Annotated in this window: 19 protein-coding genes and 1 pseudogene; 14 read left to right on the top strand and 6 right to left on the bottom strand. The window is 63.2% G+C overall.

Annotated elements, in window-relative coordinates; translation table 11 throughout:
• The first annotated feature begins 115 nt into the window (after nt 1-115).
• From NW827_RS03575 to NW827_RS03565, 3 genes are read left to right on the top strand one after another with little or no spacing between them, the layout of a single operon-like run.
• Nucleotides 116-793 (top strand): hypothetical protein, encoded by a 678-nt coding sequence (locus tag NW827_RS03575; RefSeq protein WP_414403597.1) that lies wholly within the window; start codon nt 116-118, stop codon nt 791-793.
• 26 nt (nt 794-819) lie between these two features.
• The gene (locus tag NW827_RS03570) at nt 820-2,895 is read left to right on the top strand and encodes an ArsA family ATPase (protein ID WP_414503342.1); all 2,076 of its coding nucleotides are present in this window, start codon (nt 820-822) and stop codon (nt 2,893-2,895) included.
• A 54-nt stretch (nt 2,896-2,949) separates the two neighbouring features.
• On the top strand, nt 2,950-3,408 hold the full coding sequence (locus NW827_RS03565; protein ID WP_414366242.1) for an MAPEG family protein: 459 nt from the start codon (nt 2,950-2,952) through the stop codon (nt 3,406-3,408).
• A gap of 7 nt (nt 3,409-3,415) precedes the next feature.
• Here NW827_RS03565 and NW827_RS03560 read toward each other — a convergent pair whose 3' ends face one another.
• From NW827_RS03560 to NW827_RS03550, 3 genes are read right to left on the bottom strand one after another with little or no spacing between them, the layout of a single operon-like run.
• Nucleotides 3,416-4,438, bottom strand: coding sequence for a DUF3326 domain-containing protein (locus NW827_RS03560; RefSeq protein WP_414361308.1), 1,023 nt, complete (start codon nt 4,436-4,438; stop codon nt 3,416-3,418).
• A gap of 4 nt (nt 4,439-4,442) precedes the next feature.
• Nucleotides 4,443-5,900, bottom strand: coding sequence for a protoporphyrinogen oxidase (gene hemG / locus NW827_RS03555; RefSeq protein ID WP_414503341.1), 1,458 nt, complete (start codon nt 5,898-5,900; stop codon nt 4,443-4,445).
• Between the two features lie 52 nt (nt 5,901-5,952).
• A complete protein-coding gene (locus tag NW827_RS03550) occupies nt 5,953-7,248 on the bottom strand; it encodes a homoserine dehydrogenase (protein ID WP_414361312.1) in 1,296 nt (431 codons plus the stop codon).
• A 172-nt stretch (nt 7,249-7,420) separates the two neighbouring features.
• On the opposite strand from NW827_RS03550, the gene NW827_RS03545 reads away from it, so the two are divergent.
• The 5 genes from NW827_RS03545 to NW827_RS03525 all read left to right on the top strand — a co-directional run bounded on the left by NW827_RS03545 (nt 7,421) and on the right by NW827_RS03525 (nt 13,820).
• Entirely contained in the window at nt 7,421-8,374 is a 954-nt protein-coding gene (locus tag NW827_RS03545) for a 6-carboxytetrahydropterin synthase (RefSeq protein ID WP_414403725.1), read from the top strand.
• Nucleotides 8,358-9,620, top strand: coding sequence for a DNA double-strand break repair nuclease NurA (locus NW827_RS03540; RefSeq protein ID WP_414503340.1), 1,263 nt, complete (start codon nt 8,358-8,360; stop codon nt 9,618-9,620). The genes NW827_RS03545 and NW827_RS03540 overlap by 17 nt, the downstream gene beginning before the upstream one ends.
• A gap of 156 nt (nt 9,621-9,776) precedes the next feature.
• Nucleotides 9,777-13,172: a maltose alpha-D-glucosyltransferase gene (treS, locus tag NW827_RS03535; RefSeq protein WP_414503339.1), complete on the top strand. Its 3,396-nt coding sequence runs from the start codon at nt 9,777-9,779 to the stop codon at nt 13,170-13,172.
• A 73-nt stretch (nt 13,173-13,245) separates the two neighbouring features.
• A complete protein-coding gene (locus tag NW827_RS03530) occupies nt 13,246-13,422 on the top strand; it encodes an SOS response-associated peptidase family protein (protein ID WP_414403602.1) in 177 nt (58 codons plus the stop codon).
• 143 nt (nt 13,423-13,565) lie between these two features.
• Nucleotides 13,566-13,820 carry a hypothetical protein gene (locus NW827_RS03525; protein ID WP_414403603.1) on the top strand — a complete coding sequence of 85 codons (255 nt, stop codon included), beginning with the start codon at nt 13,566-13,568 and terminating at the stop codon, nt 13,818-13,820.
• Here NW827_RS03525 and dprA read toward each other — a convergent pair.
• Nucleotides 13,759-14,889 (bottom strand): DNA-processing protein DprA, encoded by a 1,131-nt coding sequence (gene dprA, locus NW827_RS03520; RefSeq protein WP_414503338.1) that lies wholly within the window; start codon nt 14,887-14,889, stop codon nt 13,759-13,761. The two genes, NW827_RS03525 and dprA, sit on opposite strands and share 62 nt — an antisense overlap.
• Nucleotides 14,890-15,003: 114 nt before the next feature.
• On the opposite strand from dprA, the gene NW827_RS03515 reads away from it, so the two are divergent.
• On the top strand, nt 15,004-15,210 hold the full coding sequence (locus NW827_RS03515) for a hypothetical protein (RefSeq protein WP_414503337.1): 207 nt from the start codon (nt 15,004-15,006) through the stop codon (nt 15,208-15,210).
• Nucleotides 15,203-16,693 (top strand): sodium:solute symporter family protein, encoded by a 1,491-nt coding sequence (locus NW827_RS03510; protein WP_414403605.1) that lies wholly within the window; start codon nt 15,203-15,205, stop codon nt 16,691-16,693. Before NW827_RS03515 ends, NW827_RS03510 begins: the two co-directional genes overlap by 8 nt.
• On the opposite strand, the gene NW827_RS03505 is transcribed toward NW827_RS03510, so the two are convergent.
• The gene (locus NW827_RS03505) at nt 16,596-17,471 is read right to left on the bottom strand and encodes a lysostaphin resistance A-like protein (RefSeq protein ID WP_414403606.1); all 876 of its coding nucleotides are present in this window, start codon (nt 17,469-17,471) and stop codon (nt 16,596-16,598) included. The genes NW827_RS03510 and NW827_RS03505 overlap by 98 nt on opposite strands.
• 15 nt (nt 17,472-17,486) lie before the next feature.
• Nucleotides 17,487-17,768 carry an ATP-dependent Clp protease adapter ClpS gene (gene clpS, locus NW827_RS03500; protein WP_414361326.1) on the bottom strand — a complete coding sequence of 94 codons (282 nt, stop codon included), beginning with the start codon at nt 17,766-17,768 and terminating at the stop codon, nt 17,487-17,489.
• Between the two features lie 216 nt (nt 17,769-17,984).
• Between clpS and NW827_RS03495 the strand changes: the two genes are divergently transcribed.
• The 4 genes and pseudogenes from NW827_RS03495 to NW827_RS03480 all read left to right on the top strand — a co-directional run bounded on the left by NW827_RS03495 (nt 17,985) and on the right by NW827_RS03480 (nt 21,307).
• Entirely contained in the window at nt 17,985-19,163 is a 1,179-nt protein-coding gene (locus tag NW827_RS03495; protein WP_414361328.1) for a transaldolase, read from the top strand.
• Nucleotides 19,164-19,190: 27 nt separating this feature from the next.
• Nucleotides 19,191-20,675: pseudogene (locus NW827_RS03490) on the top strand (cobaltochelatase subunit CobN); the annotation flags it as partial.
• Nucleotides 20,676-20,723: 48 nt separating this feature from the next.
• Complete coding sequence (locus tag NW827_RS03485; protein ID WP_414361330.1) at nt 20,724-21,044, top strand: DUF2605 domain-containing protein; 321 nt, start codon at nt 20,724-20,726, stop codon at nt 21,042-21,044.
• Nucleotides 21,044-21,307 (top strand): DUF2973 domain-containing protein, encoded by a 264-nt coding sequence (locus tag NW827_RS03480; protein ID WP_414503336.1) that lies wholly within the window; start codon nt 21,044-21,046, stop codon nt 21,305-21,307. The genes NW827_RS03485 and NW827_RS03480 overlap by 1 nt, the downstream gene beginning before the upstream one ends.
• Nucleotides 21,308-21,311 lie beyond the last annotated feature (4 nt).

The raw sequence follows: 21,311 nt of genomic DNA, 5'->3' as shown, positions 1-21,311 counted from the left end.
TGGTGACCGCACCTGGTACAAGCAAGTCACACCCCCAGTAGCGCGGCAAATTGTCCAGGAGCACCTGCTGAACAAGTGTCCCTTAAAAGCTCACCTCTTTCCTGGGGATTAGCCTATGGTCAGCCTACAAGCTCTTGTCCAGTCCATCCCCAAAACCCGCCGCGGGATCCCGGAGGTCATTTGGATCCAAGCCACCCGCGATCTAGCCCAAGGTCGATTTTGGCCCAGCCTATTGACCACCATCGGCTGCCTTAGCAACATTGCCTATACCTGTACACTGCCTTTTGTAACTGTTGGCATCGTCACGGGCACCACGTTAACTCGCCAAAGGGCAATCGTCAGCGCTTCGATGATTTGGCTGGCCAACCAAATCTTTGGCTACACCTGGCACAACTATCCCCGTACCCCTGATTCTTTGGCTTGGGGGTTGGTCTTGGGGATCGGCACGGTGGGGGTGGCGTGGCTGGCCAGCTATCGCCCGCTCTTTTTCCAGCCCCACCCTGTCCAACCTCGGCAATGGCTGCGCAATTACCTTTGGATCTTGGTCATGCTGATCCTAGGGTTCCTTGCTTTTGAAGGGCTAATCTTGGCAGCCGGCCTGGTGCTGGGCGGAACAGAGGGCCTGACCCTGCCCATCTTGGGCAAGATCTGGTTGCACAACTGGCTGTGGACGGGCTTTTGGCTTGGGATCCACGCGCTGCTGACCTGGGACAGAGGACGCCGCCGACTGGAGTTGGCGAGAGCCTACCTTAGCGGGCTGGGGTATCCCCAAGGGAGATCCAGGCCAGAATAGGGGTGACCTGCGCGCGAGGGATCCCTTTGCAGCCCGCTCAGCTCGACAACTCCCCCTTCGACCGGCTCGTGGACTACGTCCCGCTGACGCGATCGGCTTCCTGCCGCTTGCTGCTGTTGAGCGGCAAGGGGGGCGTGGGCAAAACCACCCTGGCCTGTGCCCTAGCCCGTCACCTAGCCCAGAGGCAACCAGAGCGCCGTTTGCTGTTGCTGTCCACCGATCCGGCCCACTCCCTGGGGGATGTGCTGGGGATCCCGGTGGCCGACACCCCCCAACCCCTGCTGGAAAGTGCTCCGCACCGCTTGCGCGAACGGCCCAACTTGCAGGTGCGGGCCCTCCAGGCCGAGGTGCTGCTGCAGTCTTTCAAGCAGACCTACGGCCCGGCTCTGGAGCTCATTGCCGAGCGGGGCAGTTGGCTGGGGCGAGAGGATCTGTTGCCCCTTTGGGATCTGGACTGGCCGGGGGTGGACGAGCTGATGGCCATCCTCGAGGTCAACCGCCTGCTGGCAGGCCAAGAGGTGGACACAGTCATCCTGGACACGGCCCCCACCGGCCACACCCTGCGGCTGTTGGAGTTGCCCGACTTTTTGGATAATCTGCTGGCGGTGTTTGCCACCTTCCAGGCCAAGCACCGCGAGGTTGTCCAATCCCTGACGGGCACCTATTGCCCGGATGAGGCGGATGCCTTTTTGGCGCGGTTACAGGGAGAGCTGGAGGGAGGCAAAGCCCGCCTCACCGACCCGGAGAGCACCTCTGCTTGGCTGGTGCTGATCCCGGAGCCCTTGAGCGTGGCGGAGACCCGCCGCTTCTGTCAACAACTGCAAAGCCGCCGTGTGCCTGTGGGGGGTCTTCTGGTCAACCAGGTGCTGCTAGGGACGGTGGCGGCCGCAGGGGAAAAAGCGGAAGCAACCCCCAGCCGCCCCTCGCCTCTTTACCTAGCCCGCCAGCAGGAGCAGTGGCGCTGGCTAAAAACACTCCAAGAGGAGCTGCCTGGCTATCCCATCTGGGTTTGTCCCTATCAACTGGAGGAGCCGATTGGGCCGACGGCCCTGGACAAGCTGGTGCAACAGCTTCGCCCCTTGCCAGAGGTGCTGCCGCAGTTGGAAGAGATCCCCGCTAGCCCAGGAGAGCCTGTCGGCGGGATCCCCTCCCCCCCAAGGGTGGTCCTGCCAGATTTTTTGGCCCAAGGAATCCGCCTGCTCCTGGTGGGGGGCAAGGGCGGAGTGGGCAAGACCACGGTGGCCGGGGCCCTGGCCTGGAACCTGGCCCAGCGCCATCCCGACCAGCGGCTCTTACTGGTCTCCATCGACCCGGCCCACTCGCTGGGGGATCTGTTTCAGACAAAGCTGGGTCAGGAGCCGCTGCCGCTCTTGCCCAACCTGCTGGGCCAGGAGATCGAGGCGGCGGCAGTGCTGGAGCGCTTCCGCCAGGACTACCTGGAAGAGGTGGCGGCTATCCTGGCGGGGGAGGAAACGGCAGGGGTGGAGATCCAGTACGACCCGCAGGCTTGGCGACAGCTTTTGCAGATGCCCCCTCCCGGCCTAGACGAGGTGATGGCCCTGCTAACGGTGCTGGAACAAGAAGCCAGCGGCCAGTTCGACCTGGTGGTGGTGGATACCGCCCCCACCGGCCACCTCTTGCGCTTTTTGCAGATGCCCCAGGCCCTAGAAGGCTGGGTAAGCTTGGCCCTGAAGCTGTGGCTAAAGTACCGCGACGTGGTGGGCCGGCCGGAATGGGCGCAGCGGTTGCGGGATCTCTTGGCCCAGGTGCGCCAGCTGCAGCGGCGGCTGCGGGATCCCCAGTTTGTTAGCTTTGTCCCTGTCTTCAACCCCGAACAGGCAGTTCTGGCGGAAACCGAGCGCCTCTTGGCGGAGTTGGATGCCCTAGGGATCCCCCATCCCTACGCCGTTCTCAATCGGGTTTGGCTGGAGGACTCCACCCCCTTTGGCGCAGCCCTTTGGCGCCGCCACCAGGCCATCCTGGCCCAGTTGCCCCAGCGCTTTCCCCAGCAGGCCATTGTCACCCTCCCTTTCCTGCACCCGCCCAGCCTAGAAGCCGTTGGGGCTTACCTGCTGGGCAGCCCGGCGCCAATTCCCGCCTAGGGAGGCTAGCCTAGAGAAAGTGCGGGTGCCGCCTCTTTCCTCTGCGTTTTGCCTATGTTGCCCAACCTCCCCCTGCAAGCCATCCCCCTGTTCTCGATTGCTGCAGCCATCCTGTTGGTGTACCTGCCCATGGGCGTGGTCGGCTATGCCCGCGCCCGCGTTGGCTACGATCCCCATGCGCCGCGGGCTATGTTCGACCGGCTGCCTCCCTACGGCCAGCGGGCCACCTGGGCCCATGCCAACGGCTTTGAGGCCCTGGGCACCTTTGCGCCGTCAGCCTTGATTGCCTATGTTACTGGCCCCCACCCGGATCCCTGGCTGTTTGGCCTTAGCGGCGACGAAGGGGTAGCCTTGCTCTGCGGTGTGTTTCTGCTGGCACGGCTGTTTTACAACTTTTTCTACATCGGTGACATTCCCCTGGGGCGCTCCCTCTCCTTTTTGGTTGGGTCGCTGGCCACGCTGGGCCTGCTGTTGATTGGCCTGTTGCCGTTTCTGGGCCAGAACTGGGCTTAGCCTGAGGCTACAGCCGCAGCGACGAGAGGGCCACGCCAGCCCGGTGGGCCACCACCACGCCAATGGCCTCCAGGTAGGAGCTAACCGCCACATGCGGGATCCCCAACTGGCGCGGGTGGACCTGCATGACGGTGGTGTTTTCTTCGACGGCAATAAACAGGGGCGGGCGGGGGCGGCTGGCGAGGTAAAGCAGGCCGGGGCCGCCAAAGGCGGTGGCCGGGGCAATGACGCTATCCACCTGCTCGGCTGTCAGGTCGCCCGTCTGCAGGGGATCCCCCCTTTTCCCAAACTGGGGGGCGTAGCTCAGCCCTGCCAAAACCGAGGGCAGGAAGGTAAACCCCACCTCTTCAGCGGCAGCGCGGGGGTGAACCGGCTTGGGGTCGGGATCAGGGTAGAGGGCCGGAGCATGGGCACACGGGATCCCCAGCTCCCGCACCACCAGGTGGCTGAGGATGGCCTCGGCCCCCGCCAGGGGATCTACCCCCTGCCCCTGCTCGTACTGGCTAAAGTCAAGATCGTCGGGGAAGCGGGCCACCACGGCAATGGCCTCGGCCCCTGCCTCGAGCAGCGCACGGGCGGCTTCCAGGAGCGCCTCGGGATCCGCTAGGGATCCCTGGCTGGCCCCGGCAGGGGAGAAGCTGACGGCAACGCCTAAGGGTCGAGGAGTCAAGCGCCAGGGGCCAATGTCCAGCCCCAGCGTGGCCTGAGCGGCTTGCATGACCTGCAAATGGCGCTGGCGCAGATCCTCAGGGATCCCCGCATCCAGCACCACCCCGATGCGGTTTTGCCGCACTGGCCTGAGGAACCACTCCCCGGCACAGAAGCGATCCAGGCCGTATCCTTCCACGTAGAGCACATTCCCCAGGGGCCAGAAGAGGGTGGCGCCATTGAGCACGTTGGGGTGGGTGATGACGCAATCCGCGGCTGCGGCCAAGGCGCGGGCCACGGGTAGGGCATCGCCGGCAAAGCCGCCCACCCGGGCACCGATACCGGTGGGAACCAAAAGCAGGACGGTGTAGGGGCGACCCATCGGACTAGACCTGGGACAAAAGCTGCTGCGCCAGCGCCTCAGCCCGCCGCACGCAGTCGCCCAGGGCCACACCGTCTAGGTAGTTGGCGCACACCCAGATCCCCGGCGTCTGGGAGGCCAGGTGGACCTGCAACTGGGCCATCCGCTGCCGGTGGCCGAGGGTGTATTGGGGAATGGCGCGGGGCCACAGGCGTTCGCCCAAGTAGATGGGCTCGGCGCGGCGGGTAAGCAGCACCTGACTGAGCTCGGCGTGGACAATTTGCGCTCGCTCCTCAGGGGACAGAGCAGTGATGGGTGGGATCCCTTGCCGGCGGGCCAAGGCGGCATCGGTAGCACCGCCCAGGAAGCTGAGGAAGCTGTGGTAGCCCTGGGGAGCCCGCTCCGGGAAAAGACAGGAAGCCCAGATAGTGCCTAGGGTGCGTAGACCCTGGGAGCGAGGGATGAGGTGGCCAAAGCCCCGCAGCGGCTGCGGCAGAACCGCTTGGGGATAGGCCAGAGCCACCACTGCCACCGGCGGATAGGGGATCCCCGCCAAGAGCTGGCTGGCCTGGGGGTTGAGTTCCTGCAGCAGCAAGGCAGCCTCATAGGCGGGGAGGGCCAGCACCACCTGGCGAGCAGCCACCCAGCGGGATCCCTCGGGGGTTGCAAAGCCCACCCCATAGAGCTCTCCCTCCCGCTGCAGCTGCACCGCTTGCCAACCCAGCCGCAGGCTGTCGCCCAGCTTTTGGGCTAGGGCCTCTGGCAACTGCTGCAGCCCCTGCCTTAGATTGCCCAGTTGGCCGCGTTTGGGCGGGGGGTGGATGGCTGCGGGAAAAGGCTGGGGTCTTTGGCGCAGAGCCTGCAGGGCGCCGGCAAAGAGACTGCCGTAGCGCTCCTCTAGGCCAGCTACCCGAGGGAAAGCTGCTACCGCGCTGAGTTGATCCGGATCCCCAGCATAGACCCCCGAGGTGAAGGGCTCCACCAGGCGCTCCACCACTTCGGATCCCAGTTGTCGCCGGAAAAACTGTCGCACCGTCTCCTCCTGCCCCGGCGGCGGAGGGACAAACCCCAACAGGCCCTGCAGAGCCCGCAGCTTACCACCCACACTGAGCAGCCGTGAGCCCAGAGCCGCCGTAGGGCTCAGCGGCACTGGCAGCAGCTCTCCTTCCCAGTAGATGTAGCGGGGCAGCTTGGCATCGGCCAGCACCAGTTGGTCGGCCAGGCCCACCTCGGCAATCAAGTTGAGCAGGGCAGGCGTAGGGGTAAAGCTGTTGGGGCCTTCCTCCCAGCGGTAGCCGTCTTTGGATTGGGTGGAAATGCAGCCGCCCACCCGAGAGCTGGCCTCGGCCAAGAGCACCGGCTGAGCGGAGCCACCCCTACCAGAGAGACCCTGCTGCAGGCGCCAAGCCAGCGTCAGGCCACTGATGCCCGCCCCAATGACTACCACTTCGGCTCTGAGGAGTTCAGGGGTTGCAAGATCCACGGTCGCTGCCAAGCTAGCTATCCTCCATCACGGGCAACACGAGGGGCGCCAATTAGCGCAGCACGCGAAACAGGCTGGGGATCCCGGCTACCTGGGGAAGCTGTTGGATCTCGGCCAGCGCCTGCCGGCAGTCGGCCTCGCGCACGGTGTGGGTGAGGACAACAATCTCCGCCAGCTCCTGGTGGCACTCCTTTTGGGTAATGCTCTCCAGGCTCACCCCATGACGGCCAAAGCAGGTGCCAATGGCCCCCATCACCCCCGGCCGATCCTGGGCCAATACCCGCACGTAAAACTCCGACTGCACCTCCGCCAGCGGCAGCAGGGAAGCCACAGGGGGAGAAGCAGGCAATCCCCAGAGAGGATTGGGGAGATGGGCCCCTGTCTGCAGGTGGGCAAGTAGGGTGAGCAGATCCCCAACGACAGCACTGGCCGTCGGCCCCTGTCCCGCCCCCGGCCCGGCGAGCACCACCTGCCCTAGGGGATCCCCTTGTACCCAGACGGCGTTGTCCACGCCGTGGATGTTGGCCAGCGGGTGGGTCAGCGGCAATAGGGTGGGGTGGACGCGGACATCCAAGGCCGTTTCGGCTCCTGGGACGCCAGCCCTCTGGGCAATGGCCAAAAGCTTGAAAGTGTAGCCCCACTCGCGGGCATAGCGGATGTCGGTGGGGCTGATGCTGCGGATCCCTTCGCAGGGGATGGCCTCCCGCGGCACCGACACCCCAAACGCCAGGCTAGCCAAAATGGCGATCTTGTCCGCCGCATCCCATCCTTCCACATCGGCGCTGGGATCCGCCTCCGCATAGCCGCGGGCTTGGGCTTGGGCCAGCGCTTCGGCAAAGGAGCTACCCTCCTGGGCCATCTGGCTGAGGATGAAGTTGGTCGTGCCGTTGATGATGCCCCAGACCGCCTGGATGCGGCTGGCCTGCAGCGACTGCTGCAAAGCCTGGACGACAGGGATCCCACCCCCCACGGCTGCCTCCAGCAGCACAGCCACCCTGGCCTGGGCAGCAGCGCGGAAGATCTCCTCGCCATAGCGGGCAATGACCGCCTTGTTGGCTGTAATGACTGGCTTGCCGTGGTCAATGGCCTTTAGGATGAGGCTGCGAGCCGGCTCCAACCCGCCCATGAGCTCAATCACCACGTCAATGTCTGGATCCGACACAATCCGCTCTAGGTCAGTGGTCAGGCGCTCAGGCGGGATGGCCACCCGCCGTGGCTTGTCCAGGGAACGCACCCCTACCGCCGCAAGCTCGACAGCCTGCAAGAGGGGGTGAGGTGGGCGTTGCAAAATCTCTACCACCCCCGTGCCGACAGTACCCAGCCCCAGTAGCCCAACCCGATAGACCACAGCCGCTCCTAGCCTGCGCTCCCAGCAGCCCAAAGAGTTGCCTATCCTCCAGGTTGACATACTTCTGGCGCAAAAAGTCCTGCCCCAGGAGCTTCTTCCTTTGCCCAGCGCCAGGACAGGTTTGCAGTTTATGCTGAAGGAGGGATCCCTGCGCTTTGCCCCTCTGCCCTCCATGTCCAGAACCTGTACCATCTACCGCCGTGCCCACTTTGCCGCCAGCCACCGCTACTGGCTGCCGGAGCTCTCTGAAGCCGAGAACCTGGCCCGTTTTGGCCCCCACGCCCGCTTCCCCGGCCACGGCCACAACTACGTGCTGGAGGTGGGCCTGACGGGGGAGGTGGATGAGTACGGCATGGTGCTCAACCTCTCAGAGGTCAAGCAAGTGCTTCAGGAACGGGTCATTCAAGAGCTGAACTTTGCCTACCTCAACGAAGCTTGGCCAGAGTTTGCCCAAACCCTGCCCACCACCGAGTTTATCGCCTACGCCATCTGGCAGCGCCTAGCCGATGCGCTGCCGCTTAGTAGTGTGCGCCTCTACGAGGATCCCCACCTTTGGGCCGAATACCGAGGAGAAGCCATGCAAGCCTACTTGACCGTTGCCACCCACTTTAGCGCCGCCCACCGCTTGGCCTTGGATCACCTCAGTCTGGAAGAGAACACCGCCATCTACGGCCTCTGCGCCCGCCCCCACGGCCACGGCCACAACTACGGCTTGGAGATCACTGTCAAGGGATCCATCGACCCGCGCACGGGGATGATCGTGGACTTGGCGGCTTTGCAGCGGGTAATTGAGGAGCAGGTGGTCAAACCCCTAGATCACACCTTTTTAAACAAAGACATCCCCTACTTTGCCCAGGTGGTGCCCACCGCCGAAAACATTGCCCTCTACATCCAGCGGCTGCTAACTCTGCCCCTGCGGGAGCTGGGGGTGCAACTGCACCGTGTCCGCCTGCAGGAAAGCCCCAACAACAGCAGCGAGGTCTACGGGGAGTTTCCGCTAGAGGAGCTGGGCGCAGCTACCGCTGCCACCCCATACCCCGCGAGCGAGGGCAAGAGGGATCCCTCTGAAGTGGAGCCCCTAGCTGCCGGCAGGGGTGGGCCAGCCGCCTATGCTGGATCTTGTTAAACTGAGCGAGCAGATTCCCGCCTTCGCCCGCCACCTGCAGCAGGAGTCGAAGGCCAACCAAGGGCGCCTGCGCCGAGCCTGGCAGGAGTTTGCCCGCCTGCAACAACAACCCCAGCTCTGGCAGTCCCGCTGGGCGGAGTGGGGATCCCATCTGGCCTTTACCTGTGCCAGCCCTGCCGAGCCGCCGGAAACCTGGGGATCCCTGCCCAAGGTGGAGCCTTTGCAGGGACCGCACACGGTGGTGGCTACCGACGGCTCCCAGATCCTGCCCAGCCACCACGAGATCGCCTACTGCTCGCTCATCAACATCGGGCGGGTGGCTCTCCACTACGGCACGCAAGAGTGGCCGCTGCTGGACAGCCAGCCCCTCCTGATCTACGGGGAGGGACTCCTTGCCGAACCCGAGCGCTCCCCCTGGCTGCGGGGAAGGACGTCCCGTCGCCTTCCCCGCCCAGCAGCTCAGCAGGGTCCAGAGCTGGAGGCTGAAGCTGGACTGGCCCTTCGCCGCTCCCAAGTAGAACTGGAGGAGCTGGTGGAATTGGCCCTAGCGCTGCCCAGAACTCGCCGGGTGCTGGCGCTACTTGATGGATCCCTAATCCCCTGGGGCCTGGAGCCGCTGCCCAAGCCGGCCCAACAACCCTGGCTAGAGCCCATCCTAGCTGCCCTAGAGCGGCTGCGGCTGGCTCGCATTCCTCTAGTGGGCTACATTAGCGCTTCCCGCAGCAGCGAAACCCTCAACTACTTGGGCCTGGGGCTGTGCCCCTACCTGGGCTGCGACTGCCACCGCTACTGCGCCGGCGAGAAAACTCCCCCCTGCCAGCCCTTTGCCCCTCTGGCAGATCGCGTTTTTTGGGGATCCCTGCTGCAGCCGGGCGAGCGTAGCCCCCTCTGGCGCAGTGGCGCCAGCGTCCTGGAGACTTTTGGGGAACACCACATCCACTGTTGCTACTTGAATGTCGGCAATGGTGGTGGGAAAGGGGATCCCGAAATTGCCCGCCTGGAGTTTCCTGCCTGGGTAGCCCAGGAGTCCGAGCTGCTGCAGCAGGCCCTAGGGGGGGTGCTAAGCCAGGTGCAAAAGGGCTTTGGCTACCCCATTGCTCTGGCCGAAGCCCACCATTTGGCCGTGGTGCGCAGTGGGGATCGGCAGCGCTTTTTTGCCTTGGTGGAGCAGGAGCTCATCCGCGCCGGCCTGCGCCATGTAACCATCTCCCGCAAAGAGGCGCAGAAGCGCAGCGGCATTGCCTAGTGAGCGCCCCTGCCCAGTTTCTCTTTAGGGGGAGAGGGGAAGGCACTCTTGGCTGGGATCCTTGGCCTTGCAGAAGAGGCTATAGCCTCTTGAGCGGATCCCAGCCCCAAGGCTATCTTTAGCCGATTGACCCCTCGGTTTTGTTGCCGCCCTATGATGAGCCGAACTCCTCTGCGCTCCGTTGTCCCCAGCTTGGCCCCTACTTCCCTCTGGTACAAGGACGCCATCATCTACGAGGTGCCGGTGCGGGCCTTTTTCGACAGCGACGGCGATGGCGTGGGCGACTTCCAGGGCTTGACCGAAAAGCTGGACTATTTGCAAGACCTGGGGATTACAGCCGTCTGGCTGCTGCCCTTTTTCCCCTCCCCCCTCAAGGATGATGGCTACGACGTTTCCGACTTTACCAGTGTTAACCCTGACTTAGGCACCCTGGAGGACTTCAAGATCTTTCTGGATGCCGCCCACCACCGCGGGATCCGCGTCATCATTGAGCTCATCCTCAACCACACCTCGGATCAGCACCCCTGGTTTCAGCGGGCCCGACGCGCTGCCCCCGGCACCCCTGAGCGGGATTTCTACGTCTGGAGTGACACCCCCGAAAAGTACAAAGAGGCCCGCATCATCTTTCAGGACTTTGAAGCCTCCAACTGGACCTGGGATCCGGTGGCCAAAGCCTACTACTGGCACCGCTTCTACTCCCACCAGCCAGATCTCAACTACGACAACCCCGCCGTGCAAAAAGCCATGTTTGAGGTGGTGGACTTTTGGCTGAGCATGGGGGTAGATGGCATGCGGCTGGACGCGGTGCCTTATCTCTACGAGCGGGAGGGCACCCCCTGCGAGAGTCTGCCGGAAACCCATGCCTTCCTCAAGGCGCTGCGCCAACACATCGACCAACGATACCCCGACCGCATGCTGCTGGCAGAGGCCAACCAGTGGCCGGAGGATGCCGTAGCCTACTTCGGCAATGGGGACGAGTGCCACATGGAGTTCCACTTCCCCCTCATGCCACGGCTCTTCATGGCCCTCCAGATGGAGGATCGCTTCCCCATCATCGATATCCTGCAGCAGACGCCCCCCATCCCCGAAACCTGCCAGTGGGCCATTTTCCTGCGCAACCACGACGAGCTCACCCTGGAGATGGTTACGGATGAAGAGCGGGACTACATGTACCAGGTCTACGCCAAGGATCCCAAGGCGCGGATCAACCTGGGCATCCGCCGCCGCCTAGCTCCCCTGTTGGGCAACAGCCGCCGCCGCATTGAGCTAATGAACAGCCTCCTGTTTTCCCTACCCGGCACGCCGGTCATCTACTACGGGGACGAAATTGGCATGGGGGACAACATCTACCTGGGGGATCGCAACAGCGTGCGCACCCCCATGCAGTGGAGCGCTGACCGCAATGCTGGCTTCTCGCGGGCCAACCCCCAGAAGCTCTATCTGCCCGTCATTATTGACGCTGAGTACCACTACGAAGCGGTCAATGTGGAAGCGCAGCGCAATAATCCCCATTCCCTCTGGTGGGCAATGAAGCGGATGATCGCGGTGCGCAAGCGCTTCCAGGCCTTTGGCCGCGGCTCCTTTGAGGTGCTGCACCCAGAAAACCGCAAGGTGCTGGCCTTTATGCGGGCCTACGGCAACGAGCGCATCCTAGTGGTGGCCAATCTCTCTCGCTACGCCCAGTGGGTGGGGCTGGATCTGTCGCCGTGGGAAGGGTTGATCCCAGTGGAGATCTTTGGGCGGACAGAGTTTCCCCCCATCGGGCGGCTACCCTATTTCCTCACGCTGGGCCCCCACTCCTTTTACTGGTTCTCCCTTGAGACCAAAACGGAGCCCCTTCACCTTAGCCCTAGCAGGCTAGAGGAGCAGGCTCGCCCAGCCACGCTGGTTATTCAAAAGGGCAGTTGGGACAGCCTCTTTCAACGGGAAAGCCAAAAGCAGGTGGAGGCTGTTTTGGGCGACTACCTCTACCGCTGTCGTTGGTTTAGCTCCAAAAACCGCCAGATCCAGTCGGCCCAGATCTTGGATGCCATCCCCTGCACCTGGGAGGCAGATCCCCCCTTCCGGGGCCAGATTTTGCTCCTGCAGACCGAGTTTACCGAGGGGGAGGCAGAACTTTACTCTCTCCCTGTCGGCTACGCCACCCAGGAGACAGCTCTCCAGCTGCGGGTGGAGACGCCGCAAGCCGTAATTGTCCCCGTGCAAGTGGCTGGGGATCCGCCGGGCGTGCTTTTTGACGCGCTGGCCGATAAGACCTTTTTGTTGCATCTGCTGCAGATGATTGCGCAGCAGGCTCACCTACGCCACGGGCGGGGAGAGCTTTGGGCCACGAGCTTGACTACGCTTGAGTACGACCCCAGCCTAGAGCCCCGTCTCCTCAAGGCAGAGCAGAGCCACACCTCGGTGGTCTACGGCAACCAGTACATCCTCAAGTTCTACCGCAAGCTAGCCGAGGGGGTAAACCCAGAGCTGGAGGTTGGCCGCTACCTGCTGGAGCACCATCCCCAGGTGCGGGTGCCGCGGCTGTTGGGATCCCTAGAGTATCGCCGTCGCCGTGGAGCGCGGGGTTTTGCTCCCAGTGATCAGCCCATTACTCTGGCCATTTTGCAGGAGTATATCCCCAACGAGGGGGATGCCTGGCACTACACCTTAGACAGCCTCGAGCAGTTTTTCGAGACGGTGCTGGTTCACTACCCAGAGGTGGATCCCGTGCCCGTTCCGCAGGGATCCTTCCTGGAACTTGCACAACTTCCCCTGCCGGAGCTGGCCTACGCCACCATTGGCAGCTACCTGGAGTCGGTGCGGATCTTGGCCAAGCGCACCGCCGAGCTGCACCTTGCTCTGGCTGCTGAGACGGAAAATAAAGACTTTGCCCCCGAGCCCTTCTCCAGTCTTTACCAGCGCTCCATCTATCAATCCATGCGCAACTTGGTGGGCCAGGTGTTTCCCGTATTGGCCAAGCAAATCCCCAACTTGCCAGACCTGGAGGCCAAGCTGGCCCGGACTGTCTACGACCAAGAAGGGGAGATCATGAGCCGCTTCCGCCTCATCCTGGAGCGGAAGATCACGGCTTTGCGCACCCGCTGCCACGGGGACTACCACCTGGGCCAGGTGCTGTTTACTGGCAAGGACTTTGTCATCCTCGACTTTGAGGGAGATCCCAGCCGGTCGCTGGGGGAACGCCGCCTCAAACGTTGCCCCCTGCGGGATGTGGCGGGGATGCTGCGATCCTTCCACTACGCCGTCCACCTGGCCTTGCGCCAGCAACTGGAAAGCGGCTTAGTTTGCGGTGACCACTGCCCCGACATGATGCGCTGGGCCCAGTTTTGGTACCGCTGGGTTTGTGCTGCTTTCTTGGCCGAGTATCTCCAGGTGGCTTCCCAAGGGGCTTTTCTGCCCCGCAGCTGGCAGGAGCTGGAAGTGCTGTTAGGGGCCTATCTGCTGGAGAAGGCCATCTCTGAGCTGGGCTACGAGCTCAACCACCGTCCCGAGCAGGTGGAGATCCCACTGCGGGGGCTCCTGCAATTGCTGGGCATTTCCACCAAGGTCTGAGGGATCCCGGAGGTGTGGACGGTTTAGCCTGGCGGTCGCTCCCGAACAGCTGCAGCAGCATTTTCAACTCGAGATGGGGACGTTGGCGGCGCTCCAGCCCCGCTACAACATCGCCTCTGCTCAGCCGCTGCTGCAGCGCCAGGCCACTCAGTTCCGCTGGGGCTTGATTCCCAGTTGGAGCCGCACTCCTAAGGCTGGCTTGATCAATGCCCGCGCCGAGACCGTGGCCGAGAAACCCTCCTTCCGCTAGGCCTTCTGCCGCCACCGCTGCCTATCCCGGCAGATGGCTTCTACGGGTGGGCCGACCCACGGCCAAGCGGCAGTCCTACTTACTGGTGCCTTTGCCGGCATTTGGGAGCGCTGGCGCAGCCCCCAAGGGGTGGAGAGAGAAACTTGCGCCATCCTCAACACGCCAGCCAATCGGCTAATGAAGACGACTACGACCTCTGGCGGGATCCGGCGCGGCTCCTGCCCTTGCTTCGCCCCTACCCGGCAGAGGCCATGGCCGCCTACCCTGTCAGCACCCATGTCAACAACCCTCGCCACGAGGAGGCTCCCATCGGGGAAGCGGTGCAGGGAGCCAACCTCAGCGAGCCCGCTGGTAGCGCATCCCCGGCAGTTGCACCAGCCAGCCCTCCAGTTCCATAAGCAGCAGGGTGCTGGAGAGGGTGGCAATGTCCATCTGGCTGGCCTGAGCCACGGCATCGAGGCTGAGGATGTCGTTGCCCAGGAGCTGCCAGAGAAGCTGCTGCTGCGGATCCCTGGGGCCGGCGGACAAGGGTTGATCGGGGAGAGGGGATCCCTGAACTAAGCCCAGCTCTTGGAGCAGCTCCTCGATCCCTAGGATCATGCCTGCGCCACTGCGGATGAGGTGCAGACAGCCGCGGGCCGCTGCCGTGTCGATATTCCCCGGCAGGGCATACACCTCCCGCCCGTATTGGTTGGCTAGGTGAGCGGTAATCAGCGCCCCTGAGCGCTCTGGGGCCTCCATCACCAGGGTGGCGCGGCAGAGGCCGGCAATGATGCGGTTGCGCTGGGGAAAGTGCTCCTTGGCCGGCGGCGTGCCGGGGGGATATTCGCTGAGGACGGCCCCTTGTTCTAGGATGCGCCGGTAGAGAGCGCGATGGTGGGCGGGGTAAACCTGATCCACCCCAGTTCCCACCACGGCCACCGTCTTGCCGCCCGCCTCCAGGCAGGCTTGGTGGGCAATGCCGTCGATCCCGGTGGCCAGTCCCGACACCACCACGCAGCCAGCTTCCGCCAGGGCGGCGCTGACTTTCTGGGTCCACTGCCGACCGTAGGGGGTGGGGGCGCGGGTGCCGACAATGGCGATGGCCGGCTGCTGCCAGTCGGGGCATTCTCCTAAGACGTAGAGAAGGGGCGGTGGATCCGGCAGCTCCCACAACAAGGGCGGATAGCCGGGATCCGCAGGGGTTAGGAAGGGGATCCCGGGCTTCTGGGTTTGCTCCAGGATCTCCCCAGGGTCGAGGCCAGGACGGGCAGAGACAATCGTTTCTGCCAGGGTGGGGCCAATGCCCTCTACCTGCAACAGGGCCGGAACGTCCGCCTGCCAGGCCCGTTCCAAGGATCCAAAAAATTCCGCCAGCCGCTTGAGGCGGTGGGGGCCGATCCCTCTAATCCGCGCCCAAGCCAGCCAGTAGGGCCGCTCTCGTTCGCCCCCAGGTTCCCTTTTGCCGGCAGGATCAGAGAAAGACAAGTTCAGCTCCCCCCAACATTGGCTGTAGTACCTTAAGTAATGGTCAGCAAAAAAGCAGGAGATAGGCAAATGGCAGGATTGGATCCTGCTGGTGGTTCTCAGGCAACAAGGCCATTGCGGTTTGGACAAGGACGCCAGGCTTGGGTGTGGGGGATCTATCCGCTGCTGTGGCTGTTGACCTGGGTGGGATCCCGCTCGGCCCAGCCGCAGCTATGGGGGATCCCGGCTTGGTACTGGGGAGCAGGGTTGGCGGTGCTGCTGTTGGTGCCCCTGAACTTCTACTTTGTGCGAACTTGCTGGCCCAGGGCTGGAGATGAGTGACACGGTTTTGAGTTTGGGTGTGGTGGGGGTGTACTTGCTGCTGCTGGCGGCCATTGGCTGGTGGAGCTACCGCCGCAGCGGCCAGGATCCGGTCAGCTATTTCCTGGCAGGGCGGGGGCTGGGATCCCTGGCCTTGACCTTGACCACGCTGGCGACGCTGCTCAGCGCCTTTACCTTCCTCGGGGTGCCGGCGGATGCCTACACCCACGGCCTGGGGATTTTTTTGGCCGTGGGGGTCACCACGGCGCTGATCTCCGGGCTGTTTTTTTGGGTGGGCTACCGGGTGTGGCTGGCGGCCCGGCACTTTGGGTTCATCACCCCCTCGGAGTTTTTTGGCCACCGCTTCAACAGCCCTCTCCTGGCCCTGCTCTATTGCCTAAGCGCTCTGACGTTTACCGCCCCCTACATCAGCATCCAGATCATCGGCGGGGCGCGCACCCTGGCTGCCGTTTTGGGGGAAGGGATCCCCTATTGGCCCCTGGCGGTGGGGGTGGCGCTGGTCATCCTGGGCTATGTCCTCTTCGGCGGCTCCCAGGCGGTGGTCTGGACGGACGTGGTGCAGGGGATCATCTTGGTTGTGGGGATGGGAGTGGCCTTTGTGGCCGTGGCCTTGAGTTGGGGCCAAGAGGCCGGTAGCCAGTTGGATCCCTGGCTGAGCTTGCCCGGCCCCCAGGGGCGCTGGAGCTGGCAGACCCTGCTTGGCAACCAACTGCTGTTTTTGATGGCTACGCCCCTTTTCCCCCAATTTTTTCAGCGCTTCTACATGGCCAAAAGTGCCCGTCCCTTCCAGACCCTGATGGTGGTCTGGCCGCTGCTGATCCTAGTGGTGTTTTTCCCGGCAGCCCTCATTGGCGTCTGGGGCCGGCTGGCTTTTCCAGACCTGCAGCAGCCGGATCAGATCATGCCGCTGATGTTGCAGACCCTGCCCAGCGGCGTGGCGGCAGTGGTGATTACAGCGGCGCTGGCGGCTTTGATGTCTACGGCGGACTCGCAACTGCTAACAGCCAGCTCCCTGGTTACCCGGGATCTGGTGGTTACCTTGCTCAAGCGCCAGCTTTCTCCGCACCAGGAGGAGCTGTTGGGCCGCTGGGTGGTGTTGGGGATTGGGTTGGTCTCCTTTGCCATTGCCGTCAGGCCACCGGGGCTCATTACCCAGATTGCCACCTGGAGCTTTCAGGGCAACGCCATGCTCTTTCCCCTCTTGATTGCCGGCCTGTACTGGAAGCGGGCTACCCGCGCCGGGGCCGTAGCCGGAGCTTTGGTTTCCAGCGGACTCACCTTGGGCTGGCTGGCGGGCCTGTTGCCCCAAGCCTGGACGGGGGGCTGGCTGCCGGTGATCCCGGCGGTGGTTGTCGGTACGGCGGTGCTGGTGGGGGTGAGCTTGCTCACTCAGCCCGACCCGGAGAGGCTGGCCGCCTACTATGAGAACGGCCCTTGGGGCCTTCCCCAGCCAGCAGCCAGCGAGCCTGAGACAGCCCCTTAAGGGGAAGGAAGGTGCCGCCCAGGAAGAGCAGGCCCATCAAGCCAGCCAGGGGGTTGCCGCCGATGCCGGTAAGCCACTCTGGTGCCCTGCCACTGTACTCGATCCAAGCCAAGTTGTGGATCCAGGTGATACCCCACACCCAGCCAGTGTGCAGCCCTAGGCTAAGACCTAGCTTGTTTTGGTTCCACACCTTTGCCTGGGCCAGCAGCAGCCCCATCAGCCACAGCCCCGGAAACTGGGGCCAGGTGGCGAGAATCTCCGCTGGCGGCTTCAAAAAGTGGGCCAAAGCAAAGAGAAGGCTGGATCCCCACAGAGCGCTTGTCCAGCCGTAGTCCAAGGCCATCTCCTGCAGCAGCCAGCCGCGGAACAACAGCTCTTCTGCTAGAGCCACCGCCAGGCCCACCCCTAGCCCCAGCAAGCCATAGCCCAGCAGGGATCCCCCTTCCACCGGCCGCCAGCTCAGCCAGCCCAGGGCTCCCTCCAGGCCAAAGAGCAGAAAAAGCCCGCCCACACCCATCCCTAGACCCCAGAGGATCCCAGCCCGGCAGGCCCAACTCTTGTCCAGGCCATAGGCGGCAAACCCGGATCCCCACAGCCCCAGCCAAAGGAGCAGTAGGGCATACAGGGGCAGCCAGAGGTACTCTCGGCCAAAGACAACCCCCCCTAGCCCGACCAACGGCAGCCAAGCTAGGAGGGGGATCCCCAAAAACAGCAACAGCCGCAGGGGAAACGGAAAAGTCTTCAGTTGGGCAATTAGCTCGACAATTGGCAGGCCCACCCAAACCGCTCCTGGCTAGCATTCTGGCTCAATTGAGCTGGTGAGGCCGTGCCGGCGCAACTGCTCACAGTAAAACTCCGCATGCTCCCGCGGCACCACGATAACTACCGCAACACCGTTGTTGTGGGCTTCCAGCATGATCTCGGTGGCTTGCGGCGGCATTAGCGAGGGAATGACCTTCACCAGCACCTGCACCACGTACTCCATGGTGTTGACATCGTCGTTGTGCAACAACACCCGGTACATGGGCATATGCTTCGGGGTTACAGAAGGCTTCACCAGGGTCTCCGTAGCCACGACGATCCCTCCTTCAGCAAGATCAACAAGAGCTCAAGAACACACAACTGGGAAAAAGGGGCAAAAACAGGAAAAACCTTAATGGAATTTTAGCCGTCTCAGCAGGGGCCGTGAGGAGGAGCAGCAGAGAATTAAGACAATCCCACATCCCTAGGGATCCCTCCTCCAGATAGGTGACACTGGAGCTAGGTCGCCGACTTCTTCAAGGAGGGGAGTATGAGTAGGAGCTTGCTGGAGCAGTTGCGAGAGATGACCGTCGTGGTGGCCGACACGGGGGATATCAACGCCATCGAGACCTTTAAGCCGCAGGATGCCACCACCAATCCCTCTTTGATTACAGCGGCCGCCCAAATGCCCCAGTACCAGGGCATTGTCGATGAGACCTTGCTTAAAGCCCGCCAAGAACTGGGACCCAAAGCCGACACCAAAGCCGTGGTGGCCCACGCTATTGACCAACTGGCGGTGGCTTTTGGCGTGCGCATTCTGTCCATTATTCCTGGCCGCGTCTCGACGGAGGTAGATGCCCGCCTCTCTTACAACACGGAAGCTACGGTTGCCAAGGCCCGCCATCTCATCGAGCTCTACAAGGCGGCAGGGGCGGATCCCAAGCGGGTGTTGATTAAAATTGCTGCTACTTGGGAAGGAATCCGCGCCGCCGAGATCCTGGAAAAAGAAGGGATCCACTGCAACCTAACTCTGATGTTTGGCCTGCACCAGGCCATTGCCTGTGCGGAAGCAGGGGTAACCCTCATCTCGCCCTTTGTGGGCCGCATCTTGGATTGGTACAAGAAGCACACCGGCCGGGAGAGCTACCCACCCGCCGAAGATCCGGGCGTGCAGTCGGTAACCCAGATCTACAACTACCTGCGCAAGTACGATTACCCGACGGAGGTAATGGGCGCCAGCTTCCGCAACATTGGGGAAATCATCGAGCTGGCCGGCTGCGATCTGCTTACCATCTCGCCAGTTCTCTTGGCGGAGCTGCAAAACACCGAAGGCCACCTGGAGCGCAAACTGGATCCGGAAAAAGCCAAGAAAATGGACATCCCGCGCCTGGTGATGGATCGAGCCACCTTCGAGCAGATGCACCGGGAAAACCGCATGGCTTCAGAAAAGCTGGAAGAAGGGATCCAGGGCTTCTCCAAGGCGCTGGAGGTGCTGGAAAGGCTGCTCACCGAGCGGCTGCAGAAGCTGGAGGGCGCCAAGGAAACGATTACCCACGCCGCCCAGGATGTCTTCCGCATCTACGACCTGGATGGGGATGGCTTCATTACCCGCGAGGAGTGGATGGGGGCGGATCGCGTCTTCGATGCCCTCGACACCAACCAAGACGGCAAAATTACCCCCGAAGAAATGCTGGTCGGCCTAGGGGCAGCCGTCTACTTGAGGAATTAGCCAGCCAGCTCTATGGGCGAGAACTTTCGCTGCATCGGGGATGGGGTAGCTGCCCTAGAGGCCCAGGCCCGCCGCTGGATTGCCCAGCGGCTACAGGGGATCCCTTACGATCCGCCCCCGGGCCCGGCGGCCAGCCAGGTGCTGCGCTGGATCGAGACGGACTTACTCCCCCGCCTGCAGCAAACGCCCCAGGAGCTAGAAAATCTCCTGCGCGGGCTCAATGGGGGCTATGTGCCCAGCGGCCCTTCCGGCGCCCCCACGCGGGGCCGGGTGGAGGTGTTGCCCACCGGGCGCAACTTCTACTCGGTGGATATCCGCGCCATTCCTACCCCCACCGCCTGGCAGGTTGGCTCGCTGGCCGCCGAGCGGGTGGTGGAGCGCTACGTGCAAGAGCAGGGGGAATATCCCCGCCACCTGGGCCTATCCGTTTGGGGAACTGCCACCCTGAGAACCGGCGGCGAGGACTGGGCGGAGGCACTGGCGCTCTTGGGGGTTAGGCCCCGCTGGGAGGGGGGACGGGTGGTGGATATCGAGATTCTGCCTGTAGCGGCTTTGGGCCGTCCCCGCGTGGACGTAACCCTGCGCATCTCCGGCTTCTTTCGCGATGCTTTTCCCAACCTCATTGCCCTCTTCGACCGGGCCGTGCAGGCCGTGGCCGCCCTGGAAGAGCCGGAAGCCGACAACCCCCTGCGGGCCCAGGTGCTGGCCGATACCCAGTACTGGCAGGAGCAAGGGATCCCGCCTTCAGAAGCGGCAGAGCGGGCGCGGCTGCGCATCTTTGGCTCCAAACCAGGGGCCTACGGAGCCGGACTGCAGGGGCTAATCGAGGCGCAAAACTGGGAAACCGAGGCGGATCTGGCCCGCGCCTACCTCAACTGGAGCGGCTACGCCTACCGAGCTGAGGGCGAGGGAGAGCCGGCTCCTGCAGCCCTGCAGCGGCAACTGGCCCGCTTGCAAATTGTCCTGCACAACCAAGACAACCGCGAGCACGATCTCCTCGACTCCGATGACTACTACCAGTTTCAGGGGGGCATGGTGGCAGCCGTGCGCACCCTCCAGGGCCGCAACCCCCAAATCTACTTCGGGGATCACGCCCGTCCCCACAATCCCAAGATCCGCACCCTATCCGAAGAGATCGACCGCGTCTATCGTGCCCGCGTCGTCAACCCCAAGTGGATTGCCGGCGTAATGCGCCACGGCTACAAAGGCGCCTTTGAGATGGCCGCCACGCTGGACTACCTTTTTGCCTACGACGTCACCACCCACGCCGTGCCCGATTTTATGTACGCCGGGGTGGCCCGCGCCTACCTGTTGGATCCCCCCGTGCAGCAGTTTTTGCGGGATCACAACCCCTGGGCACTGCGGGATATGAGCGAGCGGCTGCTGGAAGCCCACCAGCGGGGTTACTGGCAAGAGCAGGCCCTAGAGCTGGTGCCCCAGCTGGAAGCCCTGCTGCTGGAGATGGAAGCCCGGCTGGAGGCCACCCAGGGATCCCTGGCGGGAGAAGGTTAAGTTCAGCTAAGATGCTCTCAGCAAACCAGGCGCGGAGGGATCCCAACGATGAGCAAAGCCAAGTTACTGCGAGAGATTCTGGGGCCCCTACTGGAAGATTACCGCTACTGGTTTGAGCGCTCGCGCCGCTTTTTGCAAGAAGAAACCTTAGAATTTATTAGCCCAGAGGCGCAGCAGGCCCTTCTGGAGCGGGTTTTGGCTGCCCAAGCAGAATTGCAGGCAGCAGAAGCCCTCTACCACCTGTCGGATAATGAAGTTGGCGTTGACCCAGCCTTAATGGCAAAATGGCATCGCCTGCTGATGGAGTGCGCCGAGCTGGGCCGCCGTTTTCGCCAAATCCACCCCTCCTCCGACTCCTCTGAACCGTGATGCTGCAGATCCTCTACCTCATTGCCTTTGTGGCCATCGCCTTTGTGGCGCTACGCAACCTGGTGGCCAACGTAGTTACCTTAAGCAAAGAAGAGCGCAAGGCCTCGCCGCGCCGCACTCGCCGACAGGCGCCTCACCCAGAGCTCTTGGACGAGGAGGGCAACTTGACGGAAGAGCCATTGCTGGTAATCCGCGCAGGCAGTGTTGATGAGGCTCGCCGCCGCCTGGAGGAGCTCTTTTCCAACTCCCCTGACGAGGAGTAGCAAC

The sequence above is a fragment of the Synechococcus sp. H70.1 genome (assembly GCF_047502705.1).
In the GTDB taxonomy this organism is placed as follows: Bacteria; Cyanobacteriota; Cyanobacteriia; order Thermostichales; family Thermostichaceae; genus Thermostichus.
The sequence above is the reverse complement of the archived record's forward strand: the minus strand, read 5'-3'. Positions and strand labels throughout refer to the sequence as shown.

Excerpts from the sequence above, each read along its gene's own strand:
- NW827_RS03485 (WP_414361330.1), top strand. The coding sequence starts at position 20,724 with ATGAGCAAAGCCAAGTTACTGCGAGAGATTCTGGGGCCCCTACTGGAA.
- NW827_RS03575 (WP_414403597.1), top strand. The coding sequence starts at position 116 with ATGGTCAGCCTACAAGCTCTTGTCCAGTCCATCCCCAAAACCCGCCGC.
- NW827_RS03530 (WP_414403602.1), top strand. The coding sequence starts at position 13,246 with ATGGGGACGTTGGCGGCGCTCCAGCCCCGCTACAACATCGCCTCTGCT.
- NW827_RS03565 (WP_414366242.1), top strand. The coding sequence starts at position 2,950 with ATGTTGCCCAACCTCCCCCTGCAAGCCATCCCCCTGTTCTCGATTGCT.
- NW827_RS03545 (WP_414403725.1), top strand. The coding sequence starts at position 7,421 with ATGTCCAGAACCTGTACCATCTACCGCCGTGCCCACTTTGCCGCCAGC.
- NW827_RS03540 (WP_414503340.1), top strand. The coding sequence starts at position 8,358 with ATGCTGGATCTTGTTAAACTGAGCGAGCAGATTCCCGCCTTCGCCCGC.
- NW827_RS03510 (WP_414403605.1), top strand. The coding sequence starts at position 15,203 with ATGAGTGACACGGTTTTGAGTTTGGGTGTGGTGGGGGTGTACTTGCTG.
- NW827_RS03480 (WP_414503336.1), top strand. The coding sequence starts at position 21,044 with ATGCTGCAGATCCTCTACCTCATTGCCTTTGTGGCCATCGCCTTTGTG.
- NW827_RS03495 (WP_414361328.1), top strand. The coding sequence starts at position 17,985 with ATGAGTAGGAGCTTGCTGGAGCAGTTGCGAGAGATGACCGTCGTGGTG.
- treS (WP_414503339.1), top strand. The coding sequence starts at position 9,777 with ATGAGCCGAACTCCTCTGCGCTCCGTTGTCCCCAGCTTGGCCCCTACT.
- NW827_RS03560 (WP_414361308.1), bottom strand. The coding sequence starts at position 4,438 with ATGGGTCGCCCCTACACCGTCCTGCTTTTGGTTCCCACCGGTATCGGT.